Source organism: Serratia myotis, from assembly GCF_027474885.1.
Lineage (GTDB): Bacteria > Pseudomonadota > Gammaproteobacteria > Enterobacterales > Enterobacteriaceae > Serratia > Serratia proteamaculans.
Map to the genome: position 1 here is coordinate 3,235,642 of NZ_CP099707.1, position 24,298 is coordinate 3,259,939.

Genomic DNA, 24,298 nt, shown 5'->3' on the forward strand with positions numbered 1-24,298 from the left:
TTCACCTCAAACGAATTCGTGGGTCGGCATAGGCGTACAGAATGTCCGCCAGCAGATTGCCCAAAATAGTCAGCACCGCCAGAAACAGCGTGAAGCCCATCAGCACCGGATAGTCACGTGCGGCCAGCGAGTCAATGTGGATGTGCCCCGCCCCAGGCCAGTTGAAGATTTTTTCGGTGATCAACGCGCCGGAAAACAGTGCCGGTAATTCAAAGCCCAGCAGCGTGATAATCGGCAACAGCGCATTGCGCAGCGCGTGTTTGACGATCACCGTTTTTTCTTTCAGGCCTTTGGCGCGTGCGGTGCGGATATAGTCCATGCGGATCACGTCCAGCATGCTGGCGCGGAAATAGCGTGTCAGGGTGCCGGCCTGCAGCATCACCAGCGCCAGCACCGGCAACAGCAGGTGTGCCGCCACTTCCGCTACCCAGGCCAGCCCGGTCGCTTCGCTGCCGGTACGCAACATGCCGCCCGCGGGCAACCAGTGCAGATCGACGGCGAACCATTTGATCAGCAGCAGGCAAAGGAAAAAGGTCGGAAATGACATGGCGCCGAACACCGCCACGGTGACCAGATGATCGAACAGCGAATAGGGTTTCATCGCCGAAGCCACGCCCACCGCCAGCGCAATGCCCCAGTACAACACCAGGGCAACCGAGGCCAGTAGGAACGAGTTCCAAATATACTGATTCAACAAGGTGCTGACCGGGATTTGGTACTGCAGCGAAAAGCCGAGGTTGCCTTGCAGCAACTGGCCGAGCCAGTGCCAATAGCGGATCAGCAGCGGCTGGTCCAGCCCATACAGCGCCCGCAGCTCGGCGGCACGTTGTGGCGTCAGGTTGATGTTGCCGTCAATAAAGTCGCCGGGAGTCAGCGCGAAGATAAAGAAAATCAGCAGTGACGCCAGCAGCAGCATCGGCAGGGTTTGCAGCAGGCGGCGCAGGATAAAATTTCTCATGGTGTTTTCCATCACCGCCGCACGGGGGAGCGCGGCGGTGCCTTGCCGTTACTGGGCCAGTTTGACGTCCGGCAGGCTGCCGGTCAGGCCATTGTAGACATCCGGCTTAAAGCCGGTGACGCGGGCACTGCTGGCACTGAGCACTTTACGGTTGCCCAGCAGGATCACCGGCGGATCTTCGGCCAGCACCTGATACAGCTGGTGGTACAGAGGCTTGCGCTGCCCGATATCCAGCGTGGCGTTAGCCTGGCTAATCAGCTTGTCCGCCTGCGGATTGTTATAGCCGGTCTCACTCACCTGGCTGATGAAGTCGCGCACCCCATCATGCGGGTCATTCAGCCCGCTGGTGCTGAGCGACGCCAGGTCATAATTTCCTGCCTTGCGCTGTGCCAGCAACGCGTTGAAATCCAACACCTGCGGCTTTAACAGCACGCCGATCTGCCGGTAGTTGTCTTTGGCGATCGGCACCAGGGCGTCATTCAGCAGCTTTTTTGTCACCAGCAGCGTCAATTCCAGTTTTTTACCGTCTTTTTGGCGAATGCCGTCGGCACCCGGTTTCCAGCCGGCCTGATCGAGCAATTGCTTCGCCTTGTTGACGTCATAAGCGTAAGGATTGATGCCTTGCGGATCATAGGCCCAGGAAACGGGAGAGATGGGTTGATTCGCCACCGTGCCGTATCCCTGATACACCACGGTGATCAGTTTTTGGCGATCCAGCCCGTAGATCAACGCCTGACGTACGCGCGCATCCTGCAATGCCGGGCGCTTAAAGTTGAAATCCACCCGGCTGTAGTCGCTGGAGCTGTACAGGTTGATATTGGCGAAGCCCAACAGCTTCAACTGCTCGATATCGTCCGGCTTGGAGGTAAAGGCGTCGTAATCGGTTTCACCGGTCTGAAACAGCTGGAAGTTGGTGGTCGGGTTGGTCACGCGGTAAATAAAGCGGGCCACCGCCGGCGGGCCGAGGTAGAAGTTCGGGTTGGCGTGAAAACGGATCTCCTGCCCCGGTATGTATTTGTCGTAAATATAAGGGCCGTTGCCCAACGGCTTGCCGTTCAGCGCCCGCACGCTCTCCAGCTTGCCGCGTTGGTAATCCTTGCCGTAATAGGCTTTCGACAGCACCGGCCCGCCAATCAATAACAGGGTGGTGGCGCCCGGCTGGGTGGTGGTGATCTGAAGGGTACGATCGTCAATCACCTTCAACCCACTGATCGCGGGGGCAGTGCCATTTTTGTATTCCGCCCCACCCTGAATATGCGTTGGGGCAATGTCGGTGTCACCGTCATAGGCGGGGTCATGCAGCAGCGTCAGGGTAAAGGCGATGTCTTCCGCCTTGATGGGCGAACCGTCGCTGTAGACCAGATTAGGACGCAGCTTGATGGTATAGACCAAATTATCCGCGCTGACCTGCCAGGACTCCGCCAGGCGCGCTATCGGTTTGCCTTCACTGTCCAGGCCAATCAACCGGGTAAAGATCACGTCGGTGACGTTTTCGTCCCAACCGTTGGTAAACAGATAAGGGTTAAAATTGCCCTGCGGCTCGAGGATACCGGCCACTACGGTGTCTTTGCGCAGCTTGGCTGCCGCCGGCACCAAACTGGCATCGCTCGCCGGAGTGATCCCTTCCGCCAGCGTTTCCGCCTGAACACTGAATGAAAGGCCTATCGCACTGGCCAGTGCCAACGGCACCAGTCGTTTTTGCAACAGTCTGTTTATATTATTTTTTATTTTGCTCACCCACTGCCCCTTGTCTACCCGTTGATAAAATGTGACAAAATTTATCGAAGAGTAATGGGCAGCCGGAGGGCTGTCTAACAACGAAACCGGCATTACATTGCCGAAAAAAGCATTATGAATTTTTCTATTGCGATACCCGGCCAAGCCGCATGACTCAGCCTGTCGGTTCGAGCTGCCGGATAAGTTTAGCTAAGGTTTTGATCGCCGCCTCGTGTTTGTCGCTCCAGTCAAAAGAGGCGTTCAGGCGGAAGCAGTGGTTGAAATGGTCGCCGGTGGTGAACATCCGGCCCGGCGCGATACTCACGCCCAATGCCAGCGCACGCTGATACAGCTCCATCGACGACAGCGCGGGATCCAGCTCCAGCCACAGGAAATAGCCGCCGTCGGGCTGGCTGACTTTAACGGTAGGCGGAAAATGGTGGGCGATCGCCTGACGCATCATGCTTTGGCGCTGCGCCAGCAAGCGACGCAAACGCCGCAGGTGGGTATCGTAGCCGCCGTGCAGCAGATAGTCGGCAATCGCCAACTGGGTGGGTACGCTGGTCGATACGGTGCTCATCAGCTGCAACCGCTGGATCTGCTGCGCGTAGCGCCCCGCCGCCACCCAACCGACACGGAAGCCCGGTGCCAGGCATTTGGAGAATGACGAACAGTGCAGGATCTGCCCTTCGCTGTCCCACGCCTTGGCCGGCTGCGGCCGCTCGGCGCTGAAATACAGCTCGCCGTAAACGTCGTCCTCAATCAGAGAAATCTGCCGCTCTCGCAGTAAGTTCACCAGCCGCTGCTTGTTGTCGTCCGACAGGCTGGCCCCCAACGGGTTCTGGAAGTGGGTCATCAGCCAACAGGCTTTGATCGGGTATTGCTCCAGCGCCTGCTCCAGTGCGCCCAGATCGATACCGTCCTGCGGATGCGTGGCAATCGCCACCGCCTTCAAGCGCAGCCGCTCCAGTGCCTGCAATGCGCCATAAAACGCCGGTGACTCGATCGCCACGTAGTCCCCCGGCTGGGTCACCGCCTGCAGGCTGAGGCTCAGAGACTCCATCGCCCCGGCGGTAATCACGATTTCGTCCGGCGCCACCTGCATGCCGCTCAGGGCATAACGCTGGGCAATATGGCGGCGCAGCGCTTCATTGCCGGGCGGCAGGTTGGCCAGTGAGCTGTGCGGCGTAAACTTGCGTGCCACGCTGCTCAGCGCCCGCGCCAGCTTCGGTTGGGCAAACAAGGTGGCGTCGGGAAACGCCGAACCAAAAGGCACAATCTCCGGATCCTGGCATGCCTGCAGCACATCAAAAATAAAGGTGTTGATATCCACCTGCTCGCTCAGTAACAGCTTCTCGCCGTGTACCGGCTGCGGCAACGGCTGCGGGCGTGCCGCCACGTAATAACCGGACTGCGGCCGCGCGACGATCCAGCCCTGACTCTCCAGCAATTGATACGACTGCACCACCGTCATCAGGCTCAGCCCGGCGCGTTTGCCGCTTTCACGCAGCGACGGCAACTTGTCCCCCGCCCGCCATACCCGGTTTTGGATCTGTTCACGAATCTGTTGTGCAAGCTGCTCGTATCTGGTCATAGGCCCTAACTGTTATATGAAAAAGTGAAATAACTGTCACTATTATAGTTAATGTACTCCGTGCTTAACTTGGCGCCAAGCTTTCGAGAGAAAAATTACCGCTATACTGAAGAGGCCATTTTATGTACAACCCAAGGAGGCGCCATGCTGGGTCTTGATGCACTGGAACTTGCCAGAATACAGTTCGCCTTCACCGTTTCTTTCCATATCATTTTTCCGGCGATAACCATCGGCCTGGCCAGTTACCTGGCGGTGCTGGAAGGGTTGTGGCTGAAAACCCGTAACGAAACTTACCGCGATCTTTATCATTTCTGGTCAAAAATTTTCGCCGTCAACTTCGGCATGGGCGTGGTTTCCGGCCTGGTGATGGCCTATCAGTTCGGCACCAACTGGAGCTTCTTCTCCGAGTTTGCCGGCAGTATCACCGGCCCGTTACTGACCTATGAAGTGCTGACCGCCTTCTTCCTGGAAGCCGGTTTTCTGGGAGTGATGCTGTTCGGCTGGAACCGCGTCGGCCCTGGCCTGCACTTCTTCGCTACCTGCATGGTGGCGCTGGGTACGCTGATTTCCACCTTCTGGATCCTGGCGTCCAACAGCTGGATGCAAACGCCGCAGGGCCACGAAATCATTAACGGCCAGGTGGTGCCGGTCGACTGGCTGAAAGTGATTTTCAACCCGTCATTCCCGTACCGGCTGTTGCATATGTCCACTGCCGCCTTCCTGTCTTCGGCATTCTTTGTCAGTGCCTCCGCCGCCTGGCACCTGTTGCGCGGGCGCGATACTCCGGCGATGCGCAAAATGCTGTCGATGGCGATGTGGATGGCGCTGATTGTCGCGCCGATACAGGCGATGATCGGCGATGCCCACGGCCTGAATACGCTGAAATATCAGCCGGCAAAAATTGCCGCCATCGAAGGTCACTGGGAAAACGCACCGGGTGAAGCCACCCCGCTGATCCTGTTCGGCTGGCCGGATATGCAACGCGAAGAAACCCGCTTCAAGCTGGAGGTGCCCTACCTGGGCAGCCTGATCCTGACCCACAGCCTGACCGAGCAGGTACCGGCGCTGAAATCCTTCCCGCCTGAGGACCGCCCTAACTCCACCGTGGTGTTCTGGTCGTTCCGCATTATGGTGGCACTGGGTATGTTGATGATCCTCGCCGGGGTCTGGAGCCTGTGGCTGCGTTGGCGCGGCGGGCTTTATCAGTCCCGCCCCTTCCTTTACTTCATCCTGTGGATGGGCCCTTCCGGGTTGCTGGCCCTGCTGGCGGGCTGGTTCACTACCGAAATTGGCCGTCAGCCGTGGGTGGTGTATGGCCTGCTGCGCACCAAGGATGCGGTCTCCGCACACGGTGACCTGCACATGAGCATCAGCCTGCTGGCGTTTATCATCGTCTACTGTTCGGTGTTCGGCGTGGGCTATTCCTACATGATGCGGTTGATCCGCAAAGGGCCGCAGCAACATGAAGGCCACGAAGATGACACCGAAGGCCGACCGGCGCGTCCGCTGTCTGCGGTGAAAGAAACTCTGGATGACAGGAGCTGAGCATGGGCATTGATCTTCCGTTGATTTGGTTTGTGATCATCGTCTTCAGCACCATGATGTACGTGGTAATGGACGGCTTTGATTTGGGTATCGGCATCCTGTTCCCTTGGGTTAAGGACAGCGGTGACCGTGATGTGATGATGAACACCGTCGCCCCGGTCTGGGACGGCAATGAAACCTGGCTGGTGCTGGGCGGTGCGGCGCTGTTTGGCGCCTTCCCGCTGGCTTACGCGGTGATCCTCGACGCGCTGGCTATTCCGTTGACGCTGATGCTGTTTGGGTTGATCTTCCGCGGCGTGGCCTTTGAGTTCCGCTTTAAGGCCACGGCGGAAAAACGCCACATTTGGGACAAGGCGTTTATCTGGGGCTCCCTCTTCGCCACCTTCAGTCAGGGCGTGGTAGTGGGTGCCATCATCAAGGGTTTCCCGGTCAACGGCCGCACCTATGCCGGTGGCGCCCTCGACTGGCTGACGCCGTTTGCGCTGTTTTGCGGGCTGGGGCTGGTGGTGACCTATGCGTTACTCGGCTGCACCTGGCTGGTGATGAAAACCGCCGGTGACCTGCAGGCCCGCATGTACCGGCTGGCGACGCCACTGTTGGCTACCCTGCTGCTGGTATTAGCCGTGGTCAGTATCTGGACGCCGATTGCTCACCCGGAGATCGCCACCCGCTGGTTCTCACTGCCGAATCTGTTTGTGCTGTTGCCGGTGCCGATCCTGGTGCTGCTCAGCGCCTGGGGCATTCAGCATGGGGTGAAAAATGCGGCGCACTACTCACCGTTCCTGCTCACCCTGCTGCTGGTGTTCCTCGGCCTGAGTGGTTTGGGCATCAGTATCTGGCCCCTGTTGATCCCGCCGTCTATCACCCTGTGGCAAGCCGCCGCGCCGCCGCAAAGCCTCGGCTTTATGCTGGTGGGCGCGCTGTTTATCATTCCAATTATTTTGGTTTATACCTTCTGGAGCTACTACGTGTTCCGCGGCAAGGTCAGCCATGAACATGGCTATCACTGATGAGGGAGCAAACTATGCAGGATAAAACCGCACCCGCACCGGCACCCTGGTGGAAACGCGTCGGCTGGCTGGTGGTGATCTGGAGTGCCAGCGTGCTGGGGCTGTTCGCCGTCGCCTCGCTGTTTCGTCTGCTGATGAACGCCGCGGGCATGAGATCGCACTAAAAATACACGCCCAAATGCCACCTGACCTGGGTGGTTATTTGGGCAACAATATGCGAGCAGTTTTAAACCGGGTTACGGTAACCAGCAACGATTTGGTGTGCCATTTCATCCAGTTCAGTGTCATTCATCAGGCGGTTTGCCACAGCTATAAGCTCTGCTGTTTCAATATCATCGGCAGTGATGGTAAATACCGTTAAGTTATATAACAAACGTTCTCTTTCCTCTTCCGGTAAATCATCAACGCTGCCGAAAATAGACTTATAATAATAATCACTAAGAAGACGCAGTAAAAATGCAACCTGATTAACATCCACCTTGTCTTCCGTAACCATTACCGTTAACTTGACGAGAAAAAATGACTCTCTCAAAACCTGCCCATTAACCAGCATGAATGTCGCACATGATATAAAAGCGGTTTGCTTATTAGCATCAGCAAATGCATGCGATTTTGCTATCGAAATTAAATATACTGCGGCCAGTTCAAATACATCATCACATAAGTGAAAGTGATGATGATTGGTAACCCGGCCCAGGGCACCTTCAAGCTTATCAATATCTACTACGGCTCCCTGAGGTAGGGTTGTGCGCTGAATATCAACTACCTCTTGAGTAGAAAGAAAGATAAGTTTCTCCATCACTTACCCTCCAAATTCCTTATGGTTTTGGCATGGCGTTTTCTCACTTCTTCGACAGCCTCTTTGACAGAAACTTGGTTAGAAGCGCTTGGCTTTTCCGCCGACGCAGTTTGTTGTTGAAGGGCATCAATCGTGGTTTTATCGAGCATTCCCTGAAGTTTTATCATTCTTCCAAGCGCTTCGACCTCTTGCGATACAATGGACGGCGTAACCTTATTAGCATTGATAGCCGATACAGCATTACGGACCATCGCCTTTAAAATTTCGTTATCCAACGCATTGGTTTTCGAAGTTGATGATTTGTTATTATTCTGACCCAGCATTACAGATTCCTTTCCTCGTTGAGTAACAATAAAAGTCTCACCGTCACGAATTTCATCTAATATCTGAGATAAATCGGCTCGGAGTCGGGTAAAAGTAATTTCTTTCATAGCAACCTCTATCCACGCATGTCTATGTGCTTATGACAGAGATTAACATTTCAAAAAACGATTATCACGTACCTGTACAGGATATAACCTCAGCAAGCTGTTATCGATTCATTAGATAAATGAATCGGAAAACAACATTTAGCTCGCCGCCTATTACTCTCTTTCAGTGGGATAGAGTCTACGTGAAGCCTGCATTTCGTTCAATTAGTGAACTGCGTAACGCTTCGCAAATTCAATAAATTGCAAATATTACACCCATAATAACTACAGCGGTTTACGCCCCATCGCACTGAGAAAGCGCTGTTGCAGACGCAGCAACTCCCCCAGTTCCAGCACCCGATAGTCGATACCAAAGCGCGGTGCCACTTCAGCAATAATGCGGCTCAACGCCGGGTAATGCCGATGACTCCAGTGCGGGAATAAATGGTGCGTCAGGTGCAGATTAGCGCCACCCAACCAATAGCCCAGCCAACGCGGCCGGGGGAACCAGTCAAAGGTAGTGGCGAACACATGGTGATACCAGCCGTGCGCTAACGGCCCCTGTTCCGGTGCCTGATAAAATTGCGCCTTGGCCCAGTGAGTGCCGATAATCAACATCACAAACAACAGTGAAGACAGCATCTGGCTCAGCAGGTAAACCAGCAGGATTTGCCCCACGCCAATCGCCGGAGGCAACAGATAGCACGGGATCGCCAGCGTCAGGATCAGGTGTGCCGCTTTGCCCGCCAGAAAAACACTCCAGCCACGCACACCCTGCTGCGCCATCCTCGCCCTGACCCGGGTCCGCCCCGCCCGATCCAACCAGTCGAACAGCCAGATGTAATACGGAAAGGTCATCGCCGCCACCAGCGGCCAATAAAAGCGCTGCGCGCGCATAAAGGGCCGCCAACGCTGAAACGGCGTTTGCCGCAGCACGCCATTGGCGTCGATATCGGGATCGTAATGCTCAATGTTGTTGTGCGCGTGGTGAAAAATAACGTGCCGTACCCGCCAGCAATCGGGATCTAATCCTAGCGGAATACTCACCAGGCAATTCAGCCAGCGATTGGCCCAGGGCTGCCTGAAAAAGGCGTTGTGCGACGCGTCGTGCACCACATTCACCGTAAGAAACATACCGATAAAAATGAAACCGAAGTAGCAGGTAAAGAATGCCAAAAAACTCTGTTGTTGCAGACTCAGTCCGTAACAGAGCGCACACAGCGCCAACAAGAGCAGCACCTTCGCCAGCATGCCGCCGTCGGCAAAACGATGGTCGCGATTGTCGGCCAGATAGCCCTGTGCGGCCTGCATCAACGCACGATGCAGCCCGCTGTCATCCGGCTTGAAGGCCAATGGGCGCAATGGCTTCATGGCTGGCCCATCCGGCGTAAGAATTGCTGTTGCTGTGCCAGCAGCTCGCGGTAGCCGATACAGCGGTATTCCATGCCGTGCTGCGCCGCCAACTGCGCCACTATGGCGGCCAACGCCGGATAATGGCGATGATTCCAGCCGGGAAACAGATGGTGAGTCAGGTGATAATTCAACCCGCCGGTCAGGTGCTGTAACCCGCGTGGGGAGGTCTGCCAGTCACAAGCGGTCGCGAAATTATGCCGATACCAACCGTGTGGCATACTCCCGCCTTCCGGCACAGCGTAAAACTCGGCCTGCGCCCAATGGGTGCCCAGCAGCAAGAACACCACCAACAACGAGGCGCACATCTGGCTGACGGTGTAGGCCAGCAGCACCCACTGCCAGCCGATACCGTTCTGCTGGCACAGTACCAGCGGCAGAGCCAGTACCAGCACCAAATGACCGATTTTGCACAGGATAAACATCGCCCAACCGCGATGACCCGGTAAAATATTCTTTTCATGCAGCGGGGTTTTACCCAAACGATCCGACCAGTCAAATATCCAGGCGATGTAGGGCAAGGAGAGTGCAGCGATCAACGGCCAGTACAGGTGCTGATAGCGCATATGTTTACGCCAGCGCTGAAACGGCGTCTGGCGGAAGAAACCGTTCTCTTCGGTATCCAGATCGTAGTGCTCGACGTTGGCATAAACGTGGTGATATTCCACATGCCGCACCCGCCAATAATCCGGATCCACCCCCAACGGCAGCGTCACCAGCCGCCCCGCCAAGCGGTTGGCCCAGGGGGCGCGCAGAAAAGCATTATGCGAGGCATCGTGATTCACATTCACGTTGAGCAACATCCCCATCATAACAAACAGGAAATAGCAGCCGAAAAACGCCCACGGCTGATGCTGCATCAGGCCCAGCACATAAAAACCCACGCACAGTATCAGCAGCAGCGCCGCCTTGGCTAACCGCCAGCCGTCGGCATAACGATGATCCTCGGCCAAATAGGCATGAGCCGCCCGCTTGAGATCGCGATGAAATGCCTGTTCGCCGTCGGCGGGAAACGTCAGTGGAGCCAGTGAGTCAGCCATAGGGTTCCTCCACCGCTGCAGCCGCGCTCGTCCGGCCCCAGCCCAATGCCGCACAAACGCCGTGCAAGGCGGTTATGCCCATCGCAACCTGCCAGTAAAGCTGCGGCCAGCCCAGATAACCAATAAACAACAGCGGGAGGCTCAGCGTTATCAACAACCAGACGACAATCGCCCAACGATGCCCTTCGGTCATGCCGCCCAGTGCCATCGACCCCAGCGCCAGTAACACCAGCAGCGCCATTTGCGGCCAGCTGATATCGCTGTAGCCATAGCCGTACTGGTAAACATAGCCAATCACCAGGGTAAACAGCAGCATCGCACCGCTGAACACGCTAAGCGCCGAGTAGCGGAACCCCCCACTGCTCGCCCTGGGCCGCCAGCGCAGACGGAAATAGCGCAGGAATGGCAGATTGCTGGCCCAAAACGGATTGGCGGACGGCTTATCGCCGCTGACGCCATACACAAACGGCGTTTGCGGCAGGCTCGGGCAAAAAGTACCGAACAGCTTGTCCCAAAAAATAAAGCTGCCGCCGAAGTTCTTGTTCGAATAGGCCATGTCTTTAACGTGATGCACCCGGTGATGCGCCGGCGTAACCAGAATGTGTTCCAGCCAGCCGAGTTTGGGGGTCAACGCATTATGGTTAAACAATTGGATGCTGTAATGCAGGATCGAGACCGTGACAAACACCGACAGCGGCACGCCCAGCAGTGCCAACAGAAGAAAGAACGGGATCGAGGTCAGCGACGAATACCAGGAATTGCGCACCCCCAGCGATAAATTGAAATGCTCGCCCTGATGGTGCACCACATGCACCGCCCATAGCACGCGCAGATAGTGGTGCAAGCGATGCAGCCAATAAAAGCCGAAGTCCCACGCCAGCAGGGCAAACAGCCACATCAGCACCGGCGGCCAGTCGCTCAGCAAATCCAGGCTGAGATGCGCCGCCACATAGCCGTAGCAGGTGATCTCCAGCCCGCGGAACAGCCACAGCATGATATGGCCAGAGTTCAGATTGAACACCAGATCGTGCCAGTTGACCTGTCGCCGCTGCGCATACTGCAGCACCAGGGCCTCACCAATGACGACAAACAGCATGAACACGATGGGCATCGCCAGTTCGCTCAACCTATCTCTCCTGTGACGGCGTCACGCCGCCAATTTTCTATGCGCTGCGCCAGCCAGCCGGCCAAAAACGCCAGCAATGCCCCACTGGCCAGATCGACCAGCAGATGGCGGCGCAGCTGCAGAATGGAAAAGGCGATCGCCAGCGCCCACAGCATCAACAGCGCGGTTCTCACTTTACGCTGTCGATCGCTCAGTGCCCATACCGCCAGCACCGTCAACGCCATATGTAGCGACGGCAGGCAGTTTTGCAACGAATCCACCTGGGTCAGCGCCGCCAGCAGTTTTGAACTCACACCGACCCCGCTGTCTTGCGGATAAGCCATAGTGGTCGGCCACCACAGATAGACCGCCCCGGCACCCAGAGCCGTCAGTTGCATCGCGGTACGCAACCATTTCACCCGTGGCATCGGTGCCAGCAGATAACCGAGCGGGATAATGATAAAGAAAGACAGGTACAGCCAAATGGCCGTCGGACTGAACGGGATCCAACGGTCAATCGCCGAAGGAGGGAGCAGCGTGCCCACGCCCTGCAGGCGATCGCTGCTGCTATAAATCACCCCAACGAATCCCCAGCCCAACAGCATTTGCCACAGCCGGTACGCCAGCGTTTTCATCATGGCGCCACCTGCCGAATAATCCGCCTTCTCTTGCGATCAAACTGCGGCATCACCGCCTGCACCCGCAGTTGCCACTCCAGGTCAGCGCTGGCAATACCCTGACGTTCAAACAAGGCTGACAGCTGCGCCTGACAGTGCGTCAGTTCTGCTTCACTGCAATCGGCCATCAGTTGCAACTGCCGTTCCCCGGACTGCACCAGGCGGTAGTCGCTGGTCAGCGGCAGCGCATTGGCGATCGCCCGGCTACACAGATCGGCAAACACCACCTGCGGCTGGCCAAAGGCATCCGGCAACATCAGTTGGTCGTCGCGCCTTCCTTCTATGCGCGCAATCGCCATCGACGGCTGCCCACAAGGGCAAGGCTCCGTCTGCCTGACCAGCACGTCGTCCAGTCGGTAGCGGACGATCGGCTGGGTGCTGCGGGTAAAGTCGGTGATCAATGGCGTGAAGCGTTGCTCATCAATCCACTGAGGTTCAATATGCAAAAACTCTTCGTTCAGGTGCAGGGTGCCGTGCGCACAGGTGGCGGCCAGGAACCCTTCGGTAGCCTGATACACCTCACCCACCGTCGAAAACACCTGCGCCAGCAGTTGCCGGTCTTGCTCTTCCAATACCTCGGCCACTGAAATCACTTTTTTGACCTCGAGCCGAATCTGTTTAGCCAACACCGCCAGCGCCAATGCACGCAGCACCTGCGCCGGTGCGACGATAATCGTCGGTGCCTGTTGTTCCAGCTGCGAGAGCTGTACGGCAAAGGGGGCAAAGAGATCGTAAAACTCCAGGCTCAGCCAGCGGTTGTTGACGCTGTGATACAGGTTATTGTCCGCCCGTAGAAACAGCGCCACGCGTTCACCGGCAAACAGCCCCTCCGGCAACATTTTCGCCAGCATGCCACCGGCCCAAACGCTTTGCTCATGCGGACTGACGACAAAAATACCGCGCTGGCCGGAAGTACCCGATGACAGACCCACACTGTATTTGCCGATTTTCGGACTGAAATCCCGCTGTTGCTCGCTGCGTCGCGCGCAGGCCAGCAATTGATCGCGCTGCAACCCGGCGGTGTTCATTTGGTCGAATTGTTCCATCATCAGCGCCTTGTCCATCTGCGGCCAGGTGGCGATGGCTTGCCGGTTGAAGCGGCTGAAATAAGGGCTTTTGGTCAGCACGCGACGAGCAAAACGCTTTAGCCTTTTGGCCTGGTAAGCCTCCAGCGACTGACGATCGTCAAAGGTTAAGCGCCGGGCACGGAAGTAATGCCACAGCGTCATCAGCGGGATCATAAATCCCCCTCATGACACAGCAGAATATTCGCGTTGCCGCTCTCCCATAGCTGATTCAACCGTTCCAGCGTGTGGTAATAGGCGTTGGAATCGTCCATCACCAGATTGGCCAACCGTGAAGGGCCGCGCAACTGCTGATAACTGAGCGGCGACCAGGCCGCGTCGCTGGCCAATAGCGTCCAACCGTCATCGGTAAGAATAAAGGCGCCAATATGACCCGCCGCATGCCCCGGCAGATCGACCAGCAGGATCTGCCCTTCACTGCCCGGCAGCGCATAGCCACGCTCGAAAGGTGCCAGCAACGCGGGCAAGCTTACTTCTGGGAAACCCTCGATAAACTGCAGGCCACTCTCAAAATTTTCAGGGATCAGTCCGGGGATAAAAGCGCATTTTAACGCCGCGAAACCACGCAATGGCCGGGTTTGCCGCCAGCCTTCGCCCGAGCAGATAAAATCGAGATGTTTGAAATCGCGCAGCCCGGCAATATGGTCGGCGTGAAAGTGCGAAACAATCAGCGCCTGTATGTCATTAGCGGCGTAACCGGCGGCACGTAACTGTTGATTCAGCGACTCTCGGGGATCGAAATACACCGGCGTCATTTGCCGGTAAATGCGGAAAATGCCGGACTGTGTCTGCTGCTGGAAATACTGCGCATAGCCGGTATCCCACAGCCAACGGCGATCCCCCACTTCCAGTAAATAGGCCCGAGCCGGGAATTTGCACACCCGGAAACCTGCGCCCCGTAGCGCCATGCAACCTATATGGGTGCAGTACCCCACTTCAAAAGCGGTAACTTTAGCCATGGGGCACATCTCCCTGTCGTTTAAGCCACTCTCCGGTAATGCGGATCCCCTCTTCCATCGAATAACGTGGCCGGTAGCCCAGTTGCTCCACGGCTCGGGTTTGGCTCAAGGTCATATCGAAATACACCGCTGCCACACTGTAGCGCGTCAGCAGGGGTTCTTTGCCGGTGAAATGGGCCAGCAGCTCCAGCCCCCCGGCCAGCACCTGCAATAAGGGGTATGGCACGGCCTGCAGCCGGTAGCGCAACCCCAACTGCCGGTGCAGCAGTGCATCCAGCATATCCGCCAGCCACTGTGGTTGATGATTGGTGATGTTATAAGCCGCACCGGAAGGTAGTGGCTGCTGACGGCTGGCCAGGTCCATCGCATGTACCACGTTCAGCACGAAGGTCAGATCCAGCAGCGCTTTACCACCGCCGGGCAACCGTAGCACCCCGCGATCGCGATCCAGCTGTTGCAGCAGCCGCGGCACAATCACCCGGTCGTGCGGACCGAATAACCCTCTGGGGCGCAGAATAATATAGGTAGTTTGCGGGTAGCGCGGCACCAGCGCCTGCAGCCGTTGCTCCGCGGCATATTTGCTGGCGGCGTAATGATTGGCGAAACGCCGGGCGCGATACTCTTCATCGATATTCTGGTGCGGCTGAAAATCAAAATAGATCGCCGGCGTGGAGATATGAATAAAACGCCGGATGCCACAGTGCCCCGCCGCCTGCACCAGCTTTTCTGTCGCGGCCACGTTGGCCTGATAAAACTCGCGCTTGCTGCCCCAGGGTGAAGATTTTGCCGCACAGTGCCAGACCCAATCGCAACCGGCCATCAATTGACGACACTGTTCCTCCGTCGCCTGAGTCAGGTCTAGCTGGGTGAACTCAGCCCCCAACCGACGCAGTTCCTGCCCGGCACGGCTGTCACGCCCGGTGGCATGAACCTGATGGCCTATCTCCAGCAGCCACTGCGCCGCGTTACGCCCCAGCCCACTGGTGGCTCCGGTGACCAGCACCCTCATGGCAGCAGCACCATACCGGCCAGCGACAGCCCGGCGGCGGTGCCGATCAGCATCACCGGTTTGCCGGGATTAAAACGCCCGCTGGTGACCGCAGCGTGCAGTGCCGTGGGGATAGAGGCCGCCACCTGATTGCCGTGATAACGATAGATATCCACCAAAACCTCGGCAGAAACGTGCAGCCGCTTGCGCATATGTTCGAGCGACAGGTGGCTCGCCTGATGCGGCACCACCGTGGCGATCTGCGCTAACGTCAGGCCGCTGGCCGCCAACAAACGGTCAAGGTAGTCTTCGATCAACGCCGACGCCTGACGGAACAATTTTTTGCCCTGCATATGGAACAGAAAATCGCTGTTATTCATACCGGCGCGCGGGTTGCGCCGCGTACCACCGGCGCGGATCTCGCACAGCTCACTGCCTTCAGGATAGGTTTCTACCAGACTCGCCAAAATACCGCTGGTGCCGTCGCCACGCTCGACGATGGCACAGGCCGCACCGTCGCCAAAAATCAGCGAGGACTCTTCGTGATCCCAGTCAATCCCGCGTGAAGCCAAATCGGCAGAGACAATGGCAATACGCCGGTAGGTACCGGCATTCAACAGCCCGGCGGCCACCTGCATGGCGGAGATAAAGCTGACGCAGCTGCTGTTGATGTCAAAACCGGCGGTGCCCGGTGCCAGACCGGCCACTTTAAGAATGTGTGCAGCGGTGCAAGGCAGCGCCTGCACTGAGATCGCTGACGCGGAAATCAGCAGATCGATTGATTGTGCCTCGAGGCGGCCACGGGTTATAGCATCCTGCAGTGCGGCGACCGCCAGTTCGGCCTGGCTGGCATCATCCGCAGCGTGAAAACGGTAACTGATGCCGGAACGTTTTTCGACGTAGCCAGGCGGCTTGCGCAGCAGGCTGTCCAGTGTGGAGGAGTCGACACGGTTAGGTGGCAACGCGGCCCCCGTAGCGATGACTTTCAGAGGCAGTAACGCGGGAGAACAAGATTGTGTTGTCATTATTATTGTTAACTAACCTGAATATCCATAAAGCGATCTCCCGGCGCACCCCAGCAGGCAGCGGCGAGTCATCCCCGGTTTTAAATCCCAAAGTGCCCGCAAACAGGGGCTATTGATTGTTTTTATGCACTGCAAACTGCCGGCAGCCGCCGACGAATAAATGTAACCCTACTGAGATAGCAAGTTTACGGCAAGGAAGCAAGAATGGGCAAATCGGCGGGAGTTATTTGGCGTGGCTATTGTTTTGGATGCTCATGGGAAAACCCCCACCACCTGACCTACCGCCTCCAGCACCTCACCGTTCTCCCGTACGATGCCAAGAGAAGAGCCGTCTTGTTTCACCCATTGCCTGTCGGCAATGCTAATTAACGCAAAAGCCAAGCGGATCACATCCGTTTTCTTCATTCCATGCCGCTTGGCAATATCGTTCAGATTATCATCAATTTCATTTGATAAACGAATCGGTAAACTACGCATATCCCACCTCCTGTGGCTGTCTGTTAGTGGGGTAAAGCTTACTTTAGCGGTAAGGATTGTTCAATTAGCGAACTGCGTAACGCTTCGCAAATTCAGCAGGTTGTGTGAATTAAATACCCTGTTGCTGCTGCCGGACATGAAAAGTAAAGGTATCGCAGACAACCGCTACAGGAGATCAGATTATCCTGCCCACAGACTGCCGCTCTTCTTCACCAAACCTGCACTATACTCCCTGTGCATCGTCAATGATTGACGGACTGCGCCCATGGTCGGCTTGTTGCCGGCCATTGTCTTTTTTGAGGATAAGCAATGCAAAAATCCCACGCTCACCGCAAGCACCTGACCCGCACCGAAGTCACCCGACTACTGCAACAGGCCGCTGCCGGCCGCGCCCCCGAGCGCGACTGCTGCCTGATCTGGATGGGCTTTATTCACGGTTGCCGCGTTAGTGAACTTAACGGCCTGCGCCTGGCCGATCTGGATATGGAAAGCGGTTGTGTTTACATGAACCGGCTGAAAAATGGCCTTTCTACTATTCATCCGCTGGAAACAACCGAAAAGCAGCTGCTGACCCGCTGGCTGGAAAAGCGTCAGTCGTGTCGCAATCTGGAGGATGAAGAGTGGTTGTTTCTGTCGCAAAAGGGCTACCGACTGTCGCGCCAGCGCATCTATCGCATGTTGCAGGCCTACGGCAAACAGGCCGGGCTGGCGGTGGCTGCGCACCCACATATGCTGCGCCATGCCTGTGGCTATGCCCTGGCCGATAACGGGGCCGATACGCGAGTGATTCAGGACTATTTGGGGCACCGGAATATTCAGCATACCGTGCTGTATACCGCAGCCAATTCAGGACGATTTAAACATCTGTGGAAGGAGGAAAAAGCAGAAGAAAATGTTACCTTTTGAGTCAAACTGACACATAACTTAAGAATGTCCTGATTAAAAGTCAATATCTGGAGAATGGTTATTTTATTTTTTTTATAAATAGCATAATTATCAATTAATTAAACTATTGTTCGCAGCCTATCAAACTCATCACTTGCATAAGATTTCAGTCAAAAACAGCCTATTGCATTCTTTAATCATTCTAAATAAAAAATAAAACCCAACCATTTACTCCGTAAAAACACCATCCATGGTGTTTTACACCATTAAAAACACTTTGTTACCCAGCTAACAACACGACTCACTTAATGTGACATTTTGACTCAAAATGTTGCCTTTTTCTTGAAGGGAAACATAACGGTTGAATTTAAAAAGGACAGCCCTATCAATGGGTTAATGGGATATCAGTGCAGAAGCACACGCATCAAGGAATTATGCACATGAAGAAAACACTTCTCGCCACCACCCTGGCGACCATCACTCTGTTCTCCGTATTTTCCGCCTATTCTGCAGACAGTGTAGACCTAAAAGTAGGCGGAACTCTCTTACCGAAAGCCTGTACTCCTACGTTGAGCAGTGGAGGCATCATCGACTATGGCACGATCAAAACCAACACTCTGAAAAGCGACGCTTACACCATACTAGACATTAAATCACTGGACTTTTCCATAGTTTGTGACAACAAAGCTAAAGTGGCACTTAAGGCGATCAATGGCCGTCGTAATAGTCTGGCCGGAGCTCCTGAAGGGTCTGGCGGAGGGGGAACTCCTCCAGTAAATCTGTTTGGTAAACCTCTGTCGACTAATGGCGCTGTAGGCCTGGGTATGGACGGAACTAAAAAAATCGGTGGTTACATCGCAAGATTTAAGCATGGCAGTTTCACCGCTGATGGTACTGCTGTTGACATCATTGCAAGCAGTAACTATGGAAAAACCTGGTTTAAAGCAATATACGGTGATGTTTATTACGGTCACGTGGTTCTCCAACAGAGTTGGGCAGTCAAAGGCACTGAGTTTCCACCGATAGAATTCAAAACTCTGGGGGGCAAGCTGGAAGTTCAGGCATATATCAATAAAACCTCAGGAATGGACATCAGCAAACCGATCAAGCTTGACGGCCAGACTACGCTTGAGCTGATCTACCTATAACTTTCTGTCTCTTTTTCAAAAGCGTACGAGACTATTTTCTCTGCCAAAAATTGACGGACGAGATGTGCACTTCCGTCGCTATAACAAGGATGAACTATGACTTACCTTGCTTTTATTCACTCACCTGTTCTATGTGCCGGGATCCTGACATTGTGCCTGACACCAGTAAGCACCTTGGCCAGCGGCATGGTACCGGACAGTCCGGTGGTGATCGTGGAGGCCGCTAACGGTGAAGGTAGCATCAACGTTCAGAACACCGATCCCTACCCAGTCCTGTTGCTGACCCAGCTTGAGAATATCCCCGAGGATACCGAAACCCTGCTAACGGTCACACCCCCCGCCGCTCGAGTTGAACCCGGCAAGCGCCAGAGCGTACGTTTTCTGCTGACAAGTAAGAAATTGCTGAAGACCGAGCGTCTTAAGCGCGTCACCTTCGAAGGGGTACCGCCACAGCAAAAGGATCGAAGCGAGGTACGTATGACGGTGCGCCAAAATCTGCCGGTAATTATCCGCCCTGCAGAGTTGGCGCGCGATGAGGCGCCGTGGAAACACCTGGTCTGGCAGTTGGTGGGCAAAGTACTGACGGTCAGTAATCCCTCGGCTTACGTGGTACGTCTCAGTCAGGGTGTGCAGACTCTACCGGGCAATAGCATCTGGATGCTGCCGAATAGCTACGTACTGCCGGGTCAGACGCTGACCCTGAAGCAAAACGGCAATAAGGCACCGAGCAGCGACACACAGGTACGTATCAGTCCCGCCACCACCTGGGGGTTTAGCGTCGACCATTATGATGCGCTGCTGGTGCATTAAAAAACAGTTTGACTCGCCAAAACTGCCGCCAGATGGCGCAGAGCGATCAAACAAAAAAGGAAACCCTCGCAAGGGTTAATGGACTCAATGTGCAGAAGCACAAGCATCAAGGAATAATGCTCATGAAAAAAACACTGCTGGCCGCCTCGTTGGCGGCAACCACCCTGTTCTCCGCTTCATCCGCCTTCGCCGTTGACAGCGTAGAACTCAAGGTGATCGGTACTATTTCACCGGTGGCCTGTACACCAGCTCTGAGTGGCGGTGGCAGCATCGATTACGGTGACATAAAGGCCGACACCTTAAAACAAGACGACTATACCGTGCTGGATGAAAAAACTTTGAATTTTACCATTACCTGTGACGGTAATGCCAAGGTAGCAGTGAAAGTGGTGAATGGCCGTACTAATACCCTCGCGGGCTCCACCGAAAACCCACTATCAGGTGCCGGTAAAACACCGACCGGAGTCACCTTAACCACCGGCGATGCGGCCTATGGGCTGGGTCTGGCTGGCAGCGCCAAAATTGGCGGTTACGGCATAGCACTGGGTACACCAACGGCAGATGGTACCGCCGTTGACTCCATCTACAAATCTGCGGATGCATCAGTCACCACCTGGGCCAAGGGTGCAGCCAAGTCATCCCTGACCACCAGTACCGATCAACTGACACTCACCTCCTGGGCGACCAGCGGCACCCTGGTGCCAGTCGCCCTCAAGGCTCTAGCTGGCACCTTGTCGGTTCAGGCCTATATCAACAAGGCCTCCGCACTCGACATGACCAAACCAACCAAGCTGGATGGTTTGGCCACCCTCGAATTGGTTTACCTGTAAGTTCTGGCGGCCGGCGTTATACCGGCCGCATATCCTTCACTATGGCGGCCCACGCGGTGTGCCATGTTGAAAAAGGTTATTCAATGCAGCCCCTTTCCTCGCACCGTTATCCGGCGGTGGCCCTGCGCCTTTTTTCTGGCGTAGCTCTGCATTTACTGGCTCCTCTCGCCTGGGCGACCGGAATAGCGCCCCATGCCGAAGAAACCCTGTTTGACTCGCAAATGCTGCAGTCCCGCAATATTGATACCGCCGTCGCCGACACCTTTCGTCAGGGGCCACGCTTTTTACCCGGGGATAATCCGGTGATGCTGACGGTCAATGGCAGCGGCCGCGGCCGGATCAGCGCCCACTTTGATAACGATGGCCAACTCTGTGCCGATGCCGACTTTCAAAAGCTGGCCGGTCTGGCGTCTCCGCCGGGTTTTACCGGCAAAGAGACCTGCTTTGATCTGCGCAGCGCCTGGCCACAGACCGAACTGCAGCTGGATCCCGGTGAGCGCCGGGTTGATCTGGTGGTGCCGCCGCAGGCGGTCGTCGCCCCCGGCAGCGACAACGGTAACTGGCAACACGGCGGCGTCGCCGGTTTGTTCAACTACGATGCCCAATACATGGGTACCGCCGGCAACAGCGCCGGGGTCAACTTTAGCCAACTGGACAGCGAAGCCGGATTTAACGCCGGTGACTGGATAGTACGCAGCCGCCAAACCCTGTCGCGGTTTAACGGCACACAAACCCTGCAGCATCAGGCCGCCTATGCCCAGCGCAGCTTCGTCGGCATCAAAAAAGTGTTCCAGACCGGACAAATCAGCCTGGCCAACTCACTGTTCGGCACCGGACAGGTACTGGGTGCCCAGCTAGTTCCGGAGACCGCACTCACCCAAGGTCGCGGTGGCGCAGGCTTGGTGGAAAGCATCGCCGACAGCCAGTCGGTAGTCGAGGTACGCCAGTCCGGGGTGCTGCTCTACCGCACCACCGTGCCCGCCGGGCCGTTTCGCCTGCAGGGGTTTTCCCTGCTCAATACCAGCACCGATCTGGCCGTGAACCTGACCGGCAGTGACGGTGGGCAACGCCAGTTCAGCGTACCGGCCAGCGCCTTCCTGCTGAGCGGCAATGCCATAGTCCCGGGCTGGTCCTTTGGCGTTGGGAAAATGGACCAACAGGGCAGCAGCGAAGCCCCCTGGTTGGGTACCGCAGCCAACGGCTGGCAACTGACGCCGCACACCAGTCTCAATGCCGGTGTGTTGGCCTCGTCCCCCTATCGGGCTGGCGGTGTGGCGCTGGACAGCCAGGTGTTTGACGCCACCCAACTGTCGCTGCAGGGCAAGGTGGCGCAGGATAATCGCCATGCCAAGACCGGCGCATCGCTCTCCGCCTCACTCAGCCGACAGCTTACGGAAAGAATCAGCGCCGGTCTCAACACCACGCAGCAAACCCTCGATTATCAGGAACTGAGCGATGCGTTGCAAAGCAGCGAACAGGACACGCAAGGCCGTACCCGCAGCCAATATGGTGCCAACCTCAGTTGGGCTGCGCCTTATGTCGGTAACCTGTCCATCGGCTGGGCACAAAGTAACACCTTTGACGGTGCCCGCAGCCGCTACCTGCGCGCCGGTTGGAGCCGCCAGATAGCCCAGGCCTATCTCGGCCTTAGCCTGGAGCGTAATACCCGTTCGCTGGATGGCAAGACCGAAGACCGCGCCTACCTGACCCTCAGCATCCCTTTCGGTAGCCGCAGCCTCAGCGCCTCGGTCACCCACACGGATAAAAGCACCCGCAGCGGGCTGCGCTACAGCGATCGCAGCCATCAGGACTGGGGTTGGAGTTTGTCTGCCGATCATGACTCCGGCAGTCAGCGTTCCAGCGGCACCGGCTCACTGGACTGGGTCACCCGCGTTAGCCAATTTAGCGGCAGCCTGACCCGTGACTCGAACGATTACTCCAGTTGGAGCGCCCGCGCCTCCGGCGGCGTAGTGGCGCACGGCGGCGGTGTCACGCTTTCGCCCTACCGCATTGGCGATACCTTCGGCATCGCCCGGGTCGGCCGCGAGGCCGGTATCCGGCTGGACACACCGGCAGGCCCAACCTGGACGGACAGCCGGGGGTATGCGGTGCTGCCATCACTCAGTGGTTACCAACGCGCCACCGTGCAGGTGGATACCCGCAGCCTGCCGAAAAGCCTGGATATCGGTAACGCCTGGCAAGACAGCGAACTGGCTCGCGGCGCAGTAGGCCGAATGGACTTTGAGGTGGTGCGCACCCGGCGGGTACTGATCAGCCTGCGCGATGCGCAAGGAAAATTCCTGCCGCACGGGGCAGCGCTGTTCGACAGCGCCGGCAACTTTGTCACCGTAGTCGGCAATGACGGCGCAGCCTTCTTGCCGGACGCCGAACCGGGCAAATCACTGGATGTACAAAATGCCGGGCGACCCTTGTGTTCGCTCCGGCTGGCTCTGCCGGAACAGCCGGATAACACCGGGCTTTATGAAACCGCCGCAGCGGTCTGCCGCTGAACATGGAGAGGAAGATGAAACGGATCGTTGTACTTTCGGGGCTGCTGCTGAGCCTGATTATCTGGATGGCCGGGGCGGAAAGCCTGCCGCCACCCGACACCCGTTGCAGCCTGTCGGCCAGTACCACGCAGTTTGACTATGGCATGCAAACCCGTTGGCAGTTACGAACTATGCCGGGGACGACGCTGTTATCCCCGGGTGACCGGGCCCTGACGGTGACGGCCGCTTGCCCGTACAGCCAGGTACTGCGCCTGAAGTTGCAGGGCGAAACGGGCCCCAATGGACAGTTGCGCTACGGCGACCGGGGTGAATTGCAGGTCCGGGTGACCGCCGCTCAGTTGGACGGACAGCCGGTTGGGCTGGCACTGAGCCGAGCGGGTCATCATGAGGCCACGGCCGTGACGTTACCGGTCACGCTGGGGCCGGACAGCGAACTGACCGCCGGTGAACCCGGCCAGCCGCGCACCGGACGCACCCTGAGCCTGCAACTCACGCTGACGCCGCTGCTGAGCGAACAGGACACCCGCGTCATTAGGCGAACACAAAACGAGAGCGGGTTGACGTTCACCCTACTGGATTGAACAAAACGACTGACCTACTAGCGGTGCAAGGCCTTACGAGCATTGAAACGCAGACTTCGCCCCTATCCAGAAAAGAGGCATTAAAACCCTGTCAGGGAGAGATGACCATGTTATTACCGAACCACACTGCGACCAACACCCGAGACCAGGAACCAACACGTTTGCCCCTCCTGCCACCCCAACTGGCCGCCCGGCTGACACCGACTGAACACATTATCATGCAGGCCCTGCTTAGCGGCCAGGAGTTGACCGCCATTGCCTGGAAACTGCACCGTGATATCCGGACCATCAGCAGTCACAAGCAACGGGCAATGGCCCGACTGGCGCTGACCAGCAATGCCATGTTGTATGCCCTGGGGGCGCTGCTCGGCCCACCGCTGCCAGCCGAGATCGCCGCCCGCCGTCAGCTACTGGCCCCCCGCGAACAACAGGTACTAAACGCCCTGCTCAAAGGCCACTGTGTGACCGACATTGCCCACCAACAGCGCCGCAGCGTGAAAACTATCAGTTATCAGAAATGCCAGTTAATGCAAAAATTGGGGTTAAAGAGTGAAGTAGGGTTATTTGCATTGGAACCCCAGCAGGCACGGGCCTTGATGGCTGACTGGTCAGGATGGTCTGAGCCCGCTATTGCGGGATAAAAAACCAAGAAAGGCAAAACCCCTGACCGACTCTGACCATTGCAGGGTGTGCCAAACATAATCAATAAAAAGCCCATTGGCGGAAAAGAGTCCGC

At 56.6% G+C, this 24,298-nt stretch carries 24 protein-coding genes; 10 read left to right on the plus strand and 14 right to left on the minus strand.

Annotated elements, in window-relative coordinates:
• Position 1: 1 nt before the first annotated feature.
• The 3 genes from NHG65_RS15360 to NHG65_RS15370 all read right to left on the minus strand — a co-directional run bounded on the left by NHG65_RS15360 (position 2) and on the right by NHG65_RS15370 (position 4,268).
• Positions 2-958: an ABC transporter permease gene (locus NHG65_RS15360; protein WP_017893140.1), complete on the minus strand. Its 957-nt coding sequence runs from the start codon at positions 956-958 to the stop codon at positions 2-4.
• Positions 959-1,006: 48 nt separating this feature from the next.
• Positions 1,007-2,695 carry an ABC transporter substrate-binding protein gene (locus tag NHG65_RS15365; protein ID WP_499182358.1) on the minus strand — a complete coding sequence of 563 codons (1,689 nt, stop codon included), beginning with the start codon at positions 2,693-2,695 and terminating at the stop codon, positions 1,007-1,009.
• Between the two features lie 154 nt (positions 2,696-2,849).
• Positions 2,850-4,268, minus strand: coding sequence for an aminotransferase-like domain-containing protein (locus tag NHG65_RS15370; RefSeq protein WP_099064327.1), 1,419 nt, complete (start codon positions 4,266-4,268; stop codon positions 2,850-2,852).
• A 144-nt stretch (positions 4,269-4,412) separates the two neighbouring features.
• On the opposite strand from NHG65_RS15370, the gene NHG65_RS15375 reads away from it, so the two are divergent.
• Genes NHG65_RS15375 through NHG65_RS15385 form a run of 3 tightly spaced genes read left to right on the plus strand, consistent with a single transcriptional unit; the run spans position 4,413 to position 6,987 of the window.
• Entirely contained in the window at positions 4,413-5,813 is a 1,401-nt protein-coding gene (locus NHG65_RS15375) for a cytochrome ubiquinol oxidase subunit I (protein ID WP_085117220.1), read from the plus strand.
• Positions 5,814-5,815: 2 nt separating this feature from the next.
• Complete coding sequence (gene cydB / locus NHG65_RS15380; protein WP_129934341.1) at positions 5,816-6,823, plus strand: cytochrome d ubiquinol oxidase subunit II; 1,008 nt, start codon at positions 5,816-5,818, stop codon at positions 6,821-6,823.
• A 14-nt stretch (positions 6,824-6,837) separates the two neighbouring features.
• Positions 6,838-6,987 carry a DUF2474 domain-containing protein gene (locus NHG65_RS15385; protein WP_085117222.1) on the plus strand — a complete coding sequence of 50 codons (150 nt, stop codon included), beginning with the start codon at positions 6,838-6,840 and terminating at the stop codon, positions 6,985-6,987.
• A gap of 62 nt (positions 6,988-7,049) precedes the next feature.
• On the opposite strand, the gene NHG65_RS15390 is transcribed toward NHG65_RS15385, so the two are convergent.
• From NHG65_RS15390 to NHG65_RS15440, 11 genes are all read right to left on the minus strand, one after another.
• Positions 7,050-7,622 (minus strand): type II toxin-antitoxin system death-on-curing family toxin, encoded by a 573-nt coding sequence (locus NHG65_RS15390; RefSeq protein ID WP_499182359.1) that lies wholly within the window; start codon positions 7,620-7,622, stop codon positions 7,050-7,052.
• Positions 7,622-8,053 (minus strand): type II toxin-antitoxin system Phd/YefM family antitoxin, encoded by a 432-nt coding sequence (locus NHG65_RS15395; RefSeq protein WP_261426406.1) that lies wholly within the window; start codon positions 8,051-8,053, stop codon positions 7,622-7,624. Before NHG65_RS15395 ends, NHG65_RS15390 begins: the two co-directional genes overlap by 1 nt.
• Positions 8,054-8,317: 264 nt before the next feature.
• Complete coding sequence (locus tag NHG65_RS15400; RefSeq protein ID WP_413477579.1) at positions 8,318-9,403, minus strand: fatty acid desaturase family protein; 1,086 nt, start codon at positions 9,401-9,403, stop codon at positions 8,318-8,320.
• Positions 9,400-10,482, minus strand: coding sequence for a fatty acid desaturase family protein (locus NHG65_RS15405; protein ID WP_099064332.1), 1,083 nt, complete (start codon positions 10,480-10,482; stop codon positions 9,400-9,402). Before NHG65_RS15405 ends, NHG65_RS15400 begins: the two co-directional genes overlap by 4 nt.
• A complete protein-coding gene (locus NHG65_RS15410) occupies positions 10,475-11,608 on the minus strand; it encodes a sterol desaturase family protein (RefSeq protein ID WP_099064333.1) in 1,134 nt (377 codons plus the stop codon). Before NHG65_RS15410 ends, NHG65_RS15405 begins: the two co-directional genes overlap by 8 nt.
• A complete protein-coding gene (locus NHG65_RS15415; protein WP_198404472.1) occupies positions 11,605-12,222 on the minus strand; it encodes a phosphatase PAP2 family protein in 618 nt (205 codons plus the stop codon). The genes NHG65_RS15410 and NHG65_RS15415 overlap by 4 nt, the downstream gene beginning before the upstream one ends.
• Positions 12,222-13,505 carry a F390 synthetase-related protein gene (locus tag NHG65_RS15420; RefSeq protein WP_207979032.1) on the minus strand — a complete coding sequence of 428 codons (1,284 nt, stop codon included), beginning with the start codon at positions 13,503-13,505 and terminating at the stop codon, positions 12,222-12,224. Before NHG65_RS15420 ends, NHG65_RS15415 begins: the two co-directional genes overlap by 1 nt.
• Positions 13,502-14,308 carry an MBL fold metallo-hydrolase gene (locus NHG65_RS15425; RefSeq protein WP_499182360.1) on the minus strand — a complete coding sequence of 269 codons (807 nt, stop codon included), beginning with the start codon at positions 14,306-14,308 and terminating at the stop codon, positions 13,502-13,504. The genes NHG65_RS15420 and NHG65_RS15425 overlap by 4 nt, the downstream gene beginning before the upstream one ends.
• Positions 14,301-15,317, minus strand: a complete 1,017-nt coding sequence (locus NHG65_RS15430; RefSeq protein ID WP_207979028.1) for an NAD-dependent epimerase/dehydratase family protein — start codon at positions 15,315-15,317, stop codon at positions 14,301-14,303. The genes NHG65_RS15425 and NHG65_RS15430 overlap by 8 nt, the downstream gene beginning before the upstream one ends.
• Positions 15,314-16,321, minus strand: coding sequence for a 3-oxoacyl-[acyl-carrier-protein] synthase III C-terminal domain-containing protein (locus tag NHG65_RS15435; protein WP_207979026.1), 1,008 nt, complete (start codon positions 16,319-16,321; stop codon positions 15,314-15,316). Before NHG65_RS15435 ends, NHG65_RS15430 begins: the two co-directional genes overlap by 4 nt.
• 252 nt (positions 16,322-16,573) lie before the next feature.
• On the minus strand, positions 16,574-16,798 hold the full coding sequence (locus NHG65_RS15440; protein WP_099064339.1) for a ribbon-helix-helix domain-containing protein: 225 nt from the start codon (positions 16,796-16,798) through the stop codon (positions 16,574-16,576).
• 309 nt (positions 16,799-17,107) lie between these two features.
• Between NHG65_RS15440 and NHG65_RS15445 the strand changes: the two genes are divergently transcribed.
• From NHG65_RS15445 to NHG65_RS15475, 7 genes are all read left to right on the plus strand, one after another.
• Positions 17,108-17,704: a tyrosine-type DNA invertase gene (locus NHG65_RS15445; RefSeq protein ID WP_099064340.1), complete on the plus strand. Its 597-nt coding sequence runs from the start codon at positions 17,108-17,110 to the stop codon at positions 17,702-17,704.
• A 419-nt stretch (positions 17,705-18,123) separates the two neighbouring features.
• Positions 18,124-18,831 carry a DUF1120 domain-containing protein gene (locus NHG65_RS15450; protein ID WP_099064341.1) on the plus strand — a complete coding sequence of 236 codons (708 nt, stop codon included), beginning with the start codon at positions 18,124-18,126 and terminating at the stop codon, positions 18,829-18,831.
• 96 nt (positions 18,832-18,927) lie between these two features.
• The gene (locus tag NHG65_RS15455; RefSeq protein WP_099064342.1) at positions 18,928-19,641 is read left to right on the plus strand and encodes a fimbria/pilus chaperone family protein; all 714 of its coding nucleotides are present in this window, start codon (positions 18,928-18,930) and stop codon (positions 19,639-19,641) included.
• A gap of 122 nt (positions 19,642-19,763) precedes the next feature.
• Entirely contained in the window at positions 19,764-20,471 is a 708-nt protein-coding gene (locus tag NHG65_RS15460) for a DUF1120 domain-containing protein (RefSeq protein WP_099064343.1), read from the plus strand.
• An 83-nt stretch (positions 20,472-20,554) separates the two neighbouring features.
• Entirely contained in the window at positions 20,555-22,981 is a 2,427-nt protein-coding gene (locus NHG65_RS15465; protein ID WP_499182361.1) for a fimbria/pilus outer membrane usher protein, read from the plus strand.
• Positions 22,982-22,995: 14 nt separating this feature from the next.
• Entirely contained in the window at positions 22,996-23,562 is a 567-nt protein-coding gene (locus NHG65_RS15470) for a DUF1120 domain-containing protein (protein WP_099064344.1), read from the plus strand.
• A gap of 107 nt (positions 23,563-23,669) precedes the next feature.
• Complete coding sequence (locus NHG65_RS15475; protein ID WP_413477592.1) at positions 23,670-24,203, plus strand: LuxR C-terminal-related transcriptional regulator; 534 nt, start codon at positions 23,670-23,672, stop codon at positions 24,201-24,203.
• Positions 24,204-24,298 lie beyond the last annotated feature (95 nt).